The organism is Streptomyces sp. NRRL B-1347 (assembly GCF_000720325.1).
GTDB lineage: Bacteria > Actinomycetota > Actinomycetes > Streptomycetales > Streptomycetaceae > Streptomyces.
The window spans coordinates 55,966-68,684 of record NZ_JOJM01000024.1 but is presented as its reverse complement, the minus strand read 5'-3'; the positions used below and the strand labels follow the sequence as shown (position 1 = coordinate 68,684).

At 72.7% G+C, this 12,719-nt stretch carries 13 protein-coding genes; 8 read left to right on the top strand and 5 right to left on the bottom strand.

Features of this window, described 5'->3' with window-relative positions; genetic code table 11:
- Window positions 1-103 precede the first annotated feature (103 nt).
- Window positions 104-874 carry an endonuclease/exonuclease/phosphatase family protein gene (locus tag IG74_RS0121250; RefSeq protein WP_030679468.1) on the top strand — a complete coding sequence of 257 codons (771 nt, stop codon included), beginning with the start codon at window positions 104-106 and terminating at the stop codon, window positions 872-874.
- On the opposite strand, the gene IG74_RS0121245 is transcribed toward IG74_RS0121250, so the two are convergent.
- Together IG74_RS0121245 and IG74_RS0121240 are read right to left on the bottom strand one after the other, a co-directional pair.
- Window positions 871-1,506 carry a hypothetical protein gene (locus IG74_RS0121245; RefSeq protein WP_030679465.1) on the bottom strand — a complete coding sequence of 212 codons (636 nt, stop codon included), beginning with the start codon at window positions 1,504-1,506 and terminating at the stop codon, window positions 871-873. The two genes, IG74_RS0121250 and IG74_RS0121245, sit on opposite strands and share 4 nt — an antisense overlap.
- Window positions 1,499-2,278 carry an alpha/beta hydrolase gene (locus IG74_RS0121240; protein ID WP_030679462.1) on the bottom strand — a complete coding sequence of 260 codons (780 nt, stop codon included), beginning with the start codon at window positions 2,276-2,278 and terminating at the stop codon, window positions 1,499-1,501. The genes IG74_RS0121245 and IG74_RS0121240 overlap by 8 nt, the downstream gene beginning before the upstream one ends.
- A gap of 284 nt (window positions 2,279-2,562) precedes the next feature.
- Here IG74_RS0121240 and IG74_RS0121230 point away from each other — a divergent pair, with 284 nt between their 5' ends.
- From IG74_RS0121230 to IG74_RS0121210, 5 genes are all read left to right on the top strand, one after another.
- Window positions 2,563-3,402, top strand: a complete 840-nt coding sequence (locus IG74_RS0121230) for a lysophospholipid acyltransferase family protein (protein ID WP_030679459.1) — start codon at window positions 2,563-2,565, stop codon at window positions 3,400-3,402.
- 93 nt (window positions 3,403-3,495) lie between these two features.
- Complete coding sequence (macS, locus tag IG74_RS0121225; protein ID WP_078868926.1) at window positions 3,496-4,725, top strand: MacS family sensor histidine kinase; 1,230 nt, start codon at window positions 3,496-3,498, stop codon at window positions 4,723-4,725.
- Window positions 4,722-5,429, top strand: a complete 708-nt coding sequence (locus IG74_RS0121220; protein WP_234334396.1) for a response regulator — start codon at window positions 4,722-4,724, stop codon at window positions 5,427-5,429. Before macS ends, IG74_RS0121220 begins: the two co-directional genes overlap by 4 nt.
- 180 nt (window positions 5,430-5,609) lie before the next feature.
- Window positions 5,610-6,638, top strand: coding sequence for a 6-phosphofructokinase (locus tag IG74_RS0121215; RefSeq protein ID WP_030679450.1), 1,029 nt, complete (start codon window positions 5,610-5,612; stop codon window positions 6,636-6,638).
- A gap of 115 nt (window positions 6,639-6,753) precedes the next feature.
- Window positions 6,754-7,758, top strand: coding sequence for a 2-hydroxyacid dehydrogenase (locus IG74_RS0121210; RefSeq protein ID WP_030679448.1), 1,005 nt, complete (start codon window positions 6,754-6,756; stop codon window positions 7,756-7,758).
- Here IG74_RS0121210 and IG74_RS0121205 read toward each other — a convergent pair.
- The 3 genes from IG74_RS0121205 to IG74_RS0121200 all read right to left on the bottom strand — a co-directional run bounded on the left by IG74_RS0121205 (window position 7,701) and on the right by IG74_RS0121200 (window position 10,363).
- Complete coding sequence (locus IG74_RS0121205; RefSeq protein ID WP_030679445.1) at window positions 7,701-9,590, bottom strand: anthranilate synthase family protein; 1,890 nt, start codon at window positions 9,588-9,590, stop codon at window positions 7,701-7,703. The genes IG74_RS0121210 and IG74_RS0121205 overlap by 58 nt on opposite strands.
- 113 nt (window positions 9,591-9,703) lie before the next feature.
- Window positions 9,704-9,760 (bottom strand): trp operon leader peptide, encoded by a 57-nt coding sequence (locus IG74_RS54705; RefSeq protein ID WP_107058992.1) that lies wholly within the window; start codon window positions 9,758-9,760, stop codon window positions 9,704-9,706.
- 9 nt (window positions 9,761-9,769) lie between these two features.
- The gene (locus tag IG74_RS0121200) at window positions 9,770-10,363 is read right to left on the bottom strand and encodes a TetR/AcrR family transcriptional regulator (RefSeq protein ID WP_030679442.1); all 594 of its coding nucleotides are present in this window, start codon (window positions 10,361-10,363) and stop codon (window positions 9,770-9,772) included.
- A 44-nt stretch (window positions 10,364-10,407) separates the two neighbouring features.
- Here IG74_RS0121200 and IG74_RS0121195 point away from each other — a divergent pair, with 44 nt between their 5' ends.
- Window positions 10,408-11,322 carry a DUF2867 domain-containing protein gene (locus IG74_RS0121195; protein ID WP_030679440.1) on the top strand — a complete coding sequence of 305 codons (915 nt, stop codon included), beginning with the start codon at window positions 10,408-10,410 and terminating at the stop codon, window positions 11,320-11,322.
- A gap of 35 nt (window positions 11,323-11,357) precedes the next feature.
- Complete coding sequence (locus tag IG74_RS0121190) at window positions 11,358-12,710, top strand: class II 3-deoxy-7-phosphoheptulonate synthase (RefSeq protein ID WP_030679437.1); 1,353 nt, start codon at window positions 11,358-11,360, stop codon at window positions 12,708-12,710.
- The last annotated feature ends 9 nt before the right edge of the window (window positions 12,711-12,719 follow it).

The window sequence follows — 12,719 nt, the reverse complement described above, 5'->3', positions numbered from 1 at the left end:
CGATCGCGCCGCACGCTCGTCCCCGAACGCCGGACGGGCCGGATGCCTGCCGGGTGAGCCGGCACCGTCCGGCTCGCCCGGCGTTTCCCGTATCTTGATCGCCATGCCCACGAGCCCGACGCGTACGCTGCCCAACTCCCGCACCGAACCGGATGGTTCGGCCGTCATCCGGGTGCTCAGCTACAACATCCGTTCGATGCGCGACGACACTGACGCGCTCGCCCGTGTCGTCGCCGCGTGCGAGCCCGACCTGGTCCTCGTGCAGGAGGCGCCCCGGTTCTTCCGCTGGCGCAAGAAGCTCGCGCGGCTGGCCCGCGCCAGCGACCTGGTGATGCTCTCCGGCGGCGGCAGCGCGGCGGGCCCCGCGCTGCTGTGCTCGCTGCGGGCCACCGTCGAGCGGACCGAGGACGTGCTGCTCCCGCTGACGCCGGGCCTGCACCGGCGCGGCTTCGCGACGGCCGTCGTCCGCTTCGGCGGCGCCCGGCTCGGCGTCCTGAGCTGCCACTTGAGCCTCCAGGGCGAGGAGCGCTACGCGCAGGGCGGCATGCTCCTCGACCGGCTCGCCGGGATGGGCGTACCGCACGCGGTGGCGGGCGGCGACCTCAACGACCGGCCCGGCGGGCGCACCTTCCGCAGGCTCGCCGACGGCCTCCAGGACTGCTGGGCCACCGCCCCCTGGGGCGGCGAACAGACCTCGACACCGGCCGACCCGCACCAGCGCATCGACGCCATCTTCGCCACGCCGGGCGTCCAAGTCCTCGGCTGCGGCGTCCCGTTGGGCCACCCCGGCGTCCGTGACGAGGACCTCAGGGCGGCCACGGACCACCTGCCGGTGCTCGCGGCGCTCAGAGTGCCCGCGGAGCCGACGGGCTAGACCACGGCCCCGCGCCCGGGGTCCTCGTCCTCCTCGTCGTCACCGCTCTTCATGCGGGCCACCAGCGTCGCGAAGCCGCCGAGGAAGCCGCCGATGCCGATCGTGGTGAGCCACCACGTCATCTGCCAGCCGAACAGCACGGCGAGCAGGAGCAGCAGCGGACCGCCGAGCACCGCGAGCCAGGCGAACTTGGCGGTGACGTCCGCGTCCGGCAGCGGCGGCGGCTCGGGCGGCACGAAGTGGCCCTCGTCGTCCGCGTCGAAGTCGTCGTCCGAGGCCTCGGTCTCGGTGTAGTCGCGCGGGCCCGCGCCGCCGACGCCGGGGGCGAAGGAGACGGAGCTGCCCAGCGGGCGTGCCGCGTCGCCGCCGCCGGACTTGTCGCCGGTGTCCTTCGACAGGTCGGGGCGCGGCCCGTCGCCCGGCGTGTCGTTGGCCTCCGTCTCCAGTAGGGCCAGGTCCTCCACGGACTTGAACGGCTTGGCGCCGGGCGGGTCCGCGGGCTCCTCGCCGTACCCCGCGACGATGGCCCGCCACGCGGCGTCCTCGTCCAGGGGCACCGCGCGCTCCTCGCCCGGGGGCGCGGCCCGCTCGTCGGGCTCGCGGCTCTCGTCGCGGTCCTGCTGCTCAGCCACCGGTGGCCGTCCCTTCCTTGCCTGCGCTGGGGGCGAGCCGGCCGATGAATCCGTAGCTCTCCTCGAAGATCCGGTCCGCATCGTGGTCCAACGTCGCGACGTGGTAGCTCTGTTCCAGCAGGATCTCCGTGACGTCCGTGGACGAGACGCGGCTGAGGATCCGGGCGGAGTCGGCGGGCGGCACCACGTGGTCGTTCGGGCTGTGCAGGAGCAGCAGCGGCTGGGTGACCTGGGGCAGTTCGCCGTCCACGAGGCGGAAGAAGCGGCGCATCGAGTGCGCGGCGTGCAGCGGCACCCGGTCGTACCCGATCTCCTCCGAGCCGTCCTTGGCGATGTCGCTGGCGATGCCCTTGGTGGTGGGCAGCAGGAAGCGGGCTACAGGCAGGGCGTGCGCCGCCAGGCCGTGCACCTTGTTCGCCGGGTTGACGAGGACGACGCCGCGCACCGCGTCGCCGTGCTTGGCCGCGAGCCGCAGCGTCAGGGCGCCGCCCATGGAGAGCCCGAAGACGAACACCTCCGTGCAGCGCTCCAGGAGCAGGCGCAGCTCGCGGTCCACCTCCGCGTACCAGTCCTGCCAGCCCGTGACCTGCATGTCCTGCCAGCGTGTGCCGTGTCCTGGCAGCAGTGGCAGGGACACGGTCAGGCCGCGCTCCGCCAGGTACTCCGCCCAGGGGCGCAGCGACTGGGGGGATCCGGTGAAACCGTGACACAGCAGGACGCCGACCTCGCCGCCCTCGTGGCGGTACGGCTCGGCTCCGGGGAGGACCGGCACCTTCGGTCTCCTTCGTGAGAGGGGAGAGGGTTCGTGAGAGGGGTCGTGCAGGGTCGTGACAGGGGTGGTGACAAGGGTCGTGCGATGAGGCTCTGCGGTGGGGCACGTCGCGTTCGGGGAGTACCTCACCGTACGCGACCGGACTGACACCGACCAGGTCCGTCGGGCCCTGCTCCGGGCGGCGGCCCGGGCCCGTCGGCCCCGCTCCGGGGAGAGCCGGAGCCCCGCTCGGGTTATGGTCTGATCCACAGACACAGGAGGCACTCGGTTTGATCTACGGCGCAATGAAGTTTTCCATCGGAGGGCCCCTGAAGCTCGCCTTCAGGCCCTGGGTGGAAGGCCTCGAGAACATTCCCGCCGAGGGCCCCGCCATCCTGGCCAGCAACCACCTGTCGTTCTCGGACTCCTTCTTCCTGCCCGCGGTCCTGGACCGCAAGGTCACCTTCATCGCGAAGGCCGAGTACTTCACCACCCCCGGCATCAAGGGCCGGATGACGGCCGCCTTCTTCAAGGGCGTCGGCCAGCTCCCGGTGGACCGCTCCGGCGCGCGCGGCGCGGGCGAGGCCGCGATCAAGAGCGGCATCGAGGTCCTGGAGCGCGGTGAGCTGTTCGGCATCTACCCGGAGGGCACCCGCTCGCCCGACGGCCGCCTCTACCGCGGCAAGCCCGGCGGCCTCGCGCGCGTGGCCCTCGCCACCGGCGCGCCCGTCATCCCCGTGGCGATGATCGACACGGAGAAGATCCAGCCGCCCGGCAAGGTCGTGCCCAAGCTGATGCGCCCCGGCATCCGCATCGGCGAGCCGCTGGACTTCAGCCGCTACCAGGGCATGGAGGGCGACCGCTTCGTCCTGCGCGCGGTCACCGACGAGGTCATGTACGAGATCATGAAGCTCTCCGGCCAGGAGTACGTGGACATCTACGCCACCGCCGCGAAGCGTCAGCTCCAGGAGGCGGCCAAGGCGGAGAAGGAAGCCGCCAAGGACCTCGCGCGCGCCCAGAAGGCCGAGGCCCAGAAGGCCGAAGCCCAGAAGGCCGAAGCCGAGAAGACCGAGCAGGCCGGGACCGAGCAGGCCGGGACCGAGCAGGCCGGGACCGACAAGGCGCAGCGGGCCGACGCCGAGTAGTTTCCGGGCGGCCGCCGCGGGAACGGAACGGTCCGGCTCCCCGCGGCGTCGGTGCAAGAGGGGCGCACCGGGCGTCCCGTGGGGTGGGGGGGCATGGCCAAGCGCGAGAGAGTCATGAGGATGTCGGTCGAGCAGCCGCTGTGGCGCGCGCTTGCCGGGTACCGGGTCCTGACGATGCTGTACGCCATCGGCCTGTTCGTCGCCGCGCACGACGACTTCGCCCGGCCCTGGGTCGCCGTCGCCTACTTCGCGGTGCTCGCCGTCTGGACCCTCGCCACGCTGCCGAAGGTCGCGAACGCCGCGAGCTGCACCAAGCGCTTCCTCGCCGTGGACCTCGCGGTCGCCCTCACCGGCATCCTGCTGACCCGGGCCGCCGACGCCGCCGAGCGGATCACCGACGGCGGCCCGACGCTGCCCTCCATATGGACCGCGGGCGCCGTCCTCGCCTTCGCGATCAAGGGCGGCTGGCGCTGGGCGGCCTTCGCCTCGCTGCTCGTCGGCGTCGCGAACGTCGTGCAGCGCGGCGCCTTCAGCCGCGACACGGTCCACAACGTCCTGCTCGTCTGCATCGCCTCCATCGCCATCGGCTACGTCGTGGAGGTGGCCCGCGCCTCCGAGCGCACCCTCGCCCGCGCCCTGGAGATCGAGGCGGCGACCCGCGAGCGCGAGCGCCTCGCCCGCGACATCCACGACAGCGTCCTCCAGGTCCTCGCCATGGTGCAGCGCCAGGGCACCGCCATCGGCGGCGAGGCGGCCGAGCTCGGCCGGATGGCGGGCGAGCAGGAGGTCGCCCTGCGCTCGCTGGTCGCGGGCGGCCTGGTGCCCGCCTCGCGCGTCTCCGAGGACGCCGCGCTCGGGGCCGTCGTCCGCGTCGTCGACGAGCCGGACGACGCGTCGGCCGAGGCCTCGCCGTGCGACCTGCGGACGCTCCTGTCCCCGTACGCCGGCTCGAAGGTCACCCTGTCGGAGCCCGGCGCCCCGGTGCCGCTGGCCCCGCACGCGGCCCGGGAACTCGCCGCGGCCGTCGGCGCGGCCCTGGACAATGTGCGCAGGCACGCGGGGACCGGCGCCCGGGCCTGGATCCTGGTCGAGGACGAACCGGACGCCGTGCTCGTCACCGTCCGGGACGACGGGCCCGGCATCCCGGAGGGGCGCCTCGCGCAGGCCGAGGGGGAGGGGCGGCTCGGCGTCGCCCTGTCGATCCGCGGCCGGCTGCGGGACATCGGCGGCACGGCCGAGCTGATCTCGGTACCGGGCCAGGGCACGGAAGTGGAACTACGCGTCCCGAAGGGCGCACGGGGGAAGGCGGAAGCACGGACATGAGCGCACAGCACACGGAACCGACGGAGCGGGACACCACGGACCCGGTCAAGGTCATGGTCGTCGACGACCACCCGATGTGGCGCGACGCCGTCGCCCGCGACCTCGGCGAGGCGGGCTTCGACGTGGTGGCCACCGCGGGCGACGGCGAGCAGGCGGTGCGCCGGGCCCGGGCCGCCACGCCCGACGTCCTCGTCCTCGACCTGAACCTGCCGCTGAAGCCCGGCGTCCAGGTGTGCAAGGAACTCGTCGGCGCCAACCCGGCCCTGCGCGTCCTCGTCCTGTCCGCGAGCGGCGAGCACGCCGACGTCCTGGAGGCGGTCAAGTCCGGCGCCACCGGCTATCTGCTGAAGTCCGCGTCCACCGACGAGCTGATCGACGCGGTGCGCCGCACGGCCGTCGGCGACGCCGTCTTCACCCCCGGCCTCGCGGGCCTGGTCCTCGGCGAGTACCGCCGCCTCGCCTCCGAGCCCGCGCCCGCGACCGCCGACGAGCCGGGCGCCCCGCGCCTGACCGACCGCGAGACGGAGGTCCTCCGCCTGGTCGCCAAGGGCCTGAGCTACAAGCAGATCGCCGAGCGCCTCGTCATCTCTCACCGCACGGTCCAGAACCACGTCCAGAACACCCTCGGCAAGCTCCAGCTGCACAACAGGGTGGAGCTCGTGCGGTACGCGATCGAACGCGGCCTCGACACGGACGACGCGTGACCCCTGGGGGGTGCCCGGGGAGCGACCCCGGGCGTGCCCCCTTCGGGTGAACCGCGGCGATCGCCTCTCCAGCAACTCCCGCCCCACACAAGGGAATTCACCGTTCGCCCCATCCCGGAGTGACGCGGATCACCATTAGCGTGGCCCGCGTCAGCGCAACTGCGGCGAAGGGACATTTCCATGCGGGTCGGAGTTCTGACCGGAGGCGGCGACTGCCCCGGACTCAATGCCGTCATCCGGGGCGTCGTCCGCAAGGGCGTACAGGAGTACGACTACGACTTCGTCGGCTTCCGCGACGGCTGGCGCGGACCGCTCGAGGGCGACACCGTCCAGCTCGACATCCCGGCCGTCCGCGGCATCCTGCCCCGCGGCGGCACCATCCTCGGCTCCTCGCGCACCAACCCCCTCAAGGCCGAGAACGGCATCCGCCGCATCAAGGAGAACCTCGCCAAACTGGAGGTCGAGGCGCTCATCGCGATCGGCGGCGAGGACACCCTCGGCGTCGCCGCGCGCCTCACCGACGAGTACGGCGTGCCCGTCGTCGGCGTGCCCAAGACCATCGACAACGACCTGTCCGCCACGGACTACACCTTCGGCTTCGACACCGCCGTCGGCATCGCCACGGAGGCCATCGACCGGCTGCACACCACCGCCGAGTCGCACATGCGCGTCCTGGTCGTCGAGGTGATGGGGCGCCACGCGGGCTGGATCGCGCTGCACTCCGGGCTCGCGGGCGGCGCCAACGTCATCCTCATCCCCGAGCAGCGCTTCGACCTCGACCAGGTCTGCGCCTGGGTGACCTCGCGGTTCAAGGCCTCGTACGCGCCGATCGTGGTCGTCGCCGAGGGCGCGGTGCCCAAGGACGGCGACGTGGTCCTCAAGGACCAGTCCCTCGACTCCTTCGGGCACGTGCGCCTCTCCGGCGTGGGGGAGTGGCTGGCCAAGCAGATCGAGAAGCGCACCGGCAAGGAGGCCCGCACGACGGTCCTCGGCCACGTCCAGCGCGGCGGCACGCCCAGCGCCTTCGACCGCTGGCTCGCCACGCGCTTCGGCCTGCACGCGATCGACGCCGTCCGGGACGGCGACTTCGGCAAGATGGTCGCGCTGCGCGGCACTGACATCGTCCGCGTCCCCATCGCCGAGGCCACGGCCAAACTGAAGACGGTGGACCCGGCCCTCTACAAGGAGGTAGGAGTCTTCTTCGGCTGACACCTGCGTCCTCCACCGCTGTGGGCGCAGCCCCCCACCGCCCCGCGCCACTGACCAGGCCAAAACGTATATTCACCCCGTACAGGACCCGCGCCCCCTGAACGGGAGTGAAACCGTGGAGATTCTCGCCTTCGGCGTCCAGGCCGACGAGCGCCCCCTCATCGAGAAGGCCTTCGCCCCGCACCACGACATCCGCTGCCTGGACGTCTTCCTCACCGAGGACACCGCCCCCATCGCCGCCGGCTACGAGGTCATCTCCACCAGCGTCAACGCGATCCTCGACAACCGCGTACTGCAGACCCTCGCCGCCGGCGGCACCCAGATGATCGCCCAGCGCTCGACCGGCTTCAACAACATCGACCTCCAGGTCGCCGAGCGCCTGGGCCTCACCGTCGCCCGCGTCTCGTCCTACTCCCCGTACTCCGTCGCGGAGTTCGCCTGGACCCTGGCGATGGCCGTGAACCGCCGCATCGTCCGCGCCTCCAACCGCACCCGCGACTTCGACTTCCGCCTCGACGGCCTGATGGGCCGGGACCTGCGCGGCCGCACCGCGGGCGTCCTCGGCACCGGCAAGATCGGCGAGGCCTTCACCCGGATCGCGCACGGCTTCGGCATGAACCTGCTCGGCTGGGACGTCGCCGAGAACCCCGCCTGCGTCGGACTCGGCATGAAGTACGTCGACAAGGACCAGCTCCTCGCCGAGTCCGACCTGATCAGCCTGCACGTACCGCTGCTGCCCGCGACCCGGCACCTGATCGGCTCCGCAGCGCTGCGCGCCATGAAGGACGACGCGATCCTGGTGAACTCCAGCCGCGGCGGCCTCATCGACACCGAGGCCCTCGTCGCCGAGCTCCGCGCGGGCCGCTTCACCGGCGTCGGCCTCGACGTGTACGAGGCCGAGGCCGGGCTCTTCTTCCTGGACAAGTCCCTTGAGGTGGTCGAGGACGACACCCTGGCCCGCCTCGTCACCTTCCCGAACGTGGTGGTCACCTCGCACCAGGCGTACTACACCGAGGACGCCGTCGGGCAGATCATCGAGGCCACCGTCACCAACGTCCTGGACTACCTGGCGGGCCGCCGCTCCGAGAACGTGCTGGTGCCCGCGCTCCCGGCCAGCTGACCGAGCAGCTCGCGCACCACCGCGGCCCCGCGCAGGGACAGCACCGACTCCGGGTGGAACTGGAGCGAGGCGAAGCCGGGGCCGCGCAGCGCGTGCACCTCGCCCGTGGCCGGGTCCCGGCTCACGTCGATGCCGTGCGCGCCCAGCTCCAGCTCCGCGTCGTCGTCGCAGCGCGCCGCGAAGCTGTTGTAGAAGCCGACGGTCTCGGCCCGCCCGAACAGGTCGATCGTCGTCTGCGCGCCCTGGTACGGGACGTCCTTGCGGACGATGTCCAGGCCCAGCTCGGCCGCGATCAGCTCATGGCCCAGGCACACGCCGAGCACCGGGCCGCGCCGCTCCCGGAGCAGCTCGGCCGCGAGCCCGCGCAGCAGCCGCATCTTCGGGTCCGCGGTGTCCGACGGGTCGCCGGGCCCCGGGCCGAGGACCACGGGACCTTCGTGGCCGAGCACCGCGGCGCGCAGCCCCGCCTCGTCGTAGCGCCGCACGGTCACGCCGAGGCCCGCCGAGCGCAGCACGTGCGCGAGCATCGCCGTGAACGTGTCCTCGCCGTCCACCACCAGGGCGTGCCCGGACAGCTCGTGCGCCACCTCCTGCATCCGCAGCCAGAACGGCGCGAGCCCGGCCCGCCGCGCGTCGAGCGCCGCCCGCACCCGGGGGTCGTCGGCGAGCGCGGGCCGCCCGCCCTCCGCCCGCGGCCGCCCGGGCCGCACCCCGAGGGCCGCGAGCACCCCCGCCGCCTTCGCATGGGTCTCGGCCACCTCGCCCGCCGGGTCCGAGCCGCGCACCAGGGTCGCGCCGACCGGCACCCGGAGGCGGCCGTCCGCGTCGATGTCGGCGGTGCGGATCAGGATCGGCGAGTCCAGGGTCTGCGCCCCGCCCGCGTCCCGGCCGACGAGCGCGAGGGCACCGGCGTAGTAGCCGCGCCCCCCGGCCTCGTGGCGCTCGATCACCCGGCAGGCGTTCTGCACCGGCGAGCCGGTCACCGTCGCCGCGAACATCGTCTCGCGCAGCACCTCCCGCACGTCGAGCGACGAGCGGCCGCGCAGCTCGTACTCGGTGTGCGCCAGATGCGCCATCTCCTTCAGACGGGGCCCCACCACCACGCCGCCCATGTCGCCGACCGTGCACATCATCTTGAGCTCCTCGTCGACGACCATCGAGAGCTCCTCGGTCTCCTTGGCGTCGTCGAGGAAGCGCAGCAGCCCGGCCGCGCTCGGCCCCTCGGCGGGGTAGCGGTAGGTCCCGCTGATCGGGTTCATGACGACCGTGCCGCCGGACATCCGCACGTGCACCTCGGGGCTCGCCCCGACCAGCGTCCGGTCCCCGGTGTGCACGACGAACGTCCAGTACGCGCCCCGCTCGCCCTCCAGGAGCCTGCGGAACAGCGCGAGCGCGTCCGCACGGCCGAAGCCGGGGATCTCGCCCTCGTACGTACGCCGGATCACGAAGTTGGCGCCCTCGCCGCGCCCGATCTCCTCGCGCAGGACCCGGCCGACGATCTCCGCGTACGCGTCGTCGCTCACGTCGAAGCCGTGGCCCGTGACCCGGACGTCGTGTCCGGGCAGCTCCGACAGGGCCTGCTCCAGCGGGAGTTCGTACGTCTCGTCGGGGGTGAGCACGGCCAGCGGCGTGCCGTCGTCCGTGACGTCGAAGCCGCGCTCCCTGATCTGCCGGAACGGTACGAGCGCGAGCCCTTCGGGCAGGTCGGCGAGGCGCTCGTACGTGGTCACGGGGCCCCGCAGCACCTCCACCACGTCGTGGTCGCGGCCCGGGGTGCGGCGCCGCAGCAGGGCGAAGGGACGGTCGTCGGTCAGGAGGTCCAAGAGGTGCATGGGAGCTGTTCCTTCGCTGGGAGGGAGAGGAACGGCCGGTCCCGGACACCGTCCGGGAAGCACGGAAGGCCGCCCCTCGGGCGGCCTTCGCGATGTCTGCTGGGTACGCGCAGTCAGTGGGCCGCCGGAAGAGCGGGCCACCACCAGGAACGGGTCGACTGCGTGAACATGCCCGCACCCTAGCGCATCATCAGCACGTCCAGCGCCTCGTCCAAATAGGCACCGAACTCGGCTTCGCCGGGCAGCACCGAGGGCACCGCGTGCCCGAGCTGGGCGTGGCCCAGATAGACGGAGTACGCGAGCAGGCCCCGGCGGCGCGCCTCCGGGCCGGGGAAGCCGAGCTGCGCGAAGAGTTCGGCGACGTACGCGACGCGGCGCTCGGTCACCCGCCGCATGGCCTCGGTGACCCGCGGATCGGACGCGGTCGCGAGCAGCGCGACCTCCAGCGGGTCGTCGGCCGCCGAGCCGATGGCCTCGGCGAAGAGCAGCCGGACGCGCCGCCGCACGTCCGGCTCCGCCTCGACCTCGCTGATGGTCTCGTCGGTGTGGCGCTCCTCCCAGCGGTCGAGGGCGGCCTCGATGAGGGCGTCGCGGTTGGCGAAGTGCCAGTAGAAGCTGCCCTTCGTGGTGCCGAGGCGGACCGCGAGGGGCTCCACGGCGACGGCCGCGAGCCCGCCCTCGCCGATCGCGACGAGCGCCGCGTCCGCCCAGTCCCGCGCGCTGAGCCGGGGCTTCGCCGGGGTCGTCCTCCGCTGCCGTTGCGCCATGTCCATACGCTACCGTATGGTTTCCGTACGCCAGCGTATGGAGGTGCGTCGTGAGTGTCACGGGTGTCGTACGCAATGAGCACGAGCGAGTGGTCGAGGCCCCGGCTGACGCGGTGGGGGCCCTGCTCGACCGCCTGTCCGCGCCGGACGACCCGCTCTTCCCCACCCCCGCCTGGCCCGCGATGACCTTCGACGGCCCGCTCGCCGTCGGCGCCGTCGGCGGCCACGGCCCGATCCGCTACCGCGTGGCGGCGTACGAGCCGGGACGCCGGGTCCGCTTCGACTTCACCGGCCCGTCGGGCGGCTTCCACGAGCTGACCGTCGAGCCGCTGGGGGAGCGCCGCTGCCGCGTGCGGCACGTCCTGGAGGCCCGGCCGAAGGGCCTGGAGCGCATCACGTGGCACGCGGCGATCCGGCCCGTGCACGACACGGTGGTCGAGGAGCTCCTGGACAACGCCGAGCGCGCCGCGACGGGCACCTGCGCCCGCCCCGCCCGCTGGATGCCCCGTGTCCGACTGTTCAACCTGCTCTCCTGGGACCGCGCGGAAGCCGTCGCCTGGCCCGAAGCGGCCCGGCTGATCCGCACCGCCGTCGACCGCCCCGGATACCGGGACGCGTACCGCATGCCCCTGCTCCCCGGCCAGCCCCGCGACCCCGACGCCTGGACCGGCGTCCTGCGCGGCTTCCCGGTGCTGGCCCGCGAGGGCGGCGAGGTGCTCATGGACGTCCAGGTCAAGGGGCTGACCGCACGGGGGTCGATCCTGATCGACGAGCAGTACGTCACCCTGAGTACAGCCGTGCGGACTGATACGACCCGCGGCCGCCTCTACTGGAGCGTGGTCCGCCTCGGCCACCCCTTCCTGGCCCGCCTGACACTGCGCCGCACACACCGCAGGCTCGCGCTGGTGACGCCGAGCGCCGCCGAGCGCTCGGTGTCTGTCCCGTCTCACTTTGTGAGCGGGTGAATGGACGGGCCGGGTGACCCCTTAGTGTTGACGGCGTGACCGTGAACGCTAAGACCAGCGCGAGCGCTGGCAACACCTGGCGAAACCTGCCCGCGGCGCAGCAGCCCGAGTACCCCGATGCCGAGGCTCTGCGCGATGTGATCGCGGACCTCGAGTCGTATCCGCCGCTCGTTTTCGCGGGCGAGTGCGACCAGCTGCGCGCCCGGCTGGGAGCCGTCGCCAAGGGCGAGGCGTTCCTCCTCCAGGGCGGCGACTGCGCCGAGGCCTTCGACGCCGTGTCCGCCGACCACATCCGCAACAAGCTCAAGACCCTCCTCCAGATGGGCGCCGTGCTCACGTACGCCGCCTCCGTGCCCGTCGTGAAGGTCGGCCGGATCGCCGGTCAGTACTCCAAGCCGCGCTCCAAGCCGACCGAGACCCGCGACGGCGTGACGCTGCCGACCTACCGCGGCGACTCGGTGAACGGCTTCGCCTTCACCGAGGAGGCCCGCGTCCCGGACCCCGAGCGCCTGAAGCGGATGTACAACGCCTCCGCGTCGACGCTCAACCTGGTGCGCGCCTTCACCACCGGCGGCTACGCCGACCTGCGCCAGGTGCACGCCTGGAACCAGGACTTCGTGAAGTCCTCCCCCTCCGGCCAGCGCTACGAGCAGCTCGCCCGCGAGATCGACAACGCGCTGAACTTCATGCGGGCCTGCGGCACGGACCCGGAGGAGTTCAAGACGGTCGAGTTCTTCTCGTCCCACGAGGCGCTGCTCCTCGACTACGAGTCGGCGCTGACCCGCGTCGACTCCCGCACCGGCGACCTGTACGACGTCTCCGGCCACATGGTGTGGATCGGCGAGCGCACCCGCCAGCTGGACGGCGCGCACATCGAGTTCGCGTCCAGGATCCGCAACCCGATCGGGATCAAGCTCGGCCCGACGACGACGGCCGAGGAGGCGCTCCAGTACATCGAGCGCCTCGACCCCGACCGCGAGCCCGGCCGGCTGACCTTCATCGCCCGCATGGGCGCGGACAAGGTCCGCGACAAGCTCCCCGAGCTGGTCGAGAAGGTCACGGCGTCCGGCGCGACCGTCGCCTGGATCACCGACCCGATGCACGGCAACACCTACGAGGCGGCATCGGGCCACAAGACCCGCCGCTTCGACGACGTGCTCGACGAGGTCAAGGGCTTCTTCGAGGTCCACAAGGCGCTCGGCACCCACCCCGGCGGCATCCACGTGGAGCTGACCGGCGACGACGTCACGGAGTGCGTGGGCGGCGGCGACGAGATCTTCGTCGACGACCTGCACCAGCGCTACGAGACGGCCTGCGACCCGCGGCTGAACCGCAGCCAGTCCCTGGACCTGGCGTTCCTGGTGGCGGAGATGTACCGCGACCAGTAGGAACAGCGC

Coding starts and splice junctions, on each gene's coding strand:
- IG74_RS0121220 (WP_234334396.1), top strand. CDS start 4,722: ATGAGCGCACAGCACACGGAACCGACGGAGCGGGACACCACGGACCCG.
- IG74_RS0121250 (WP_030679468.1), top strand. CDS start 104: ATGCCCACGAGCCCGACGCGTACGCTGCCCAACTCCCGCACCGAACCG.
- IG74_RS0121215 (WP_030679450.1), top strand. CDS start 5,610: ATGCGGGTCGGAGTTCTGACCGGAGGCGGCGACTGCCCCGGACTCAAT.
- IG74_RS0121205 (WP_030679445.1), bottom strand. CDS start 9,590: ATGCACCTCTTGGACCTCCTGACCGACGACCGTCCCTTCGCCCTGCTG.
- IG74_RS0121230 (WP_030679459.1), top strand. CDS start 2,563: ATGAAGTTTTCCATCGGAGGGCCCCTGAAGCTCGCCTTCAGGCCCTGG.
- IG74_RS0121200 (WP_030679442.1), bottom strand. CDS start 10,363: ATGGACATGGCGCAACGGCAGCGGAGGACGACCCCGGCGAAGCCCCGG.
- macS (WP_078868926.1), top strand. CDS start 3,496: ATGGCCAAGCGCGAGAGAGTCATGAGGATGTCGGTCGAGCAGCCGCTG.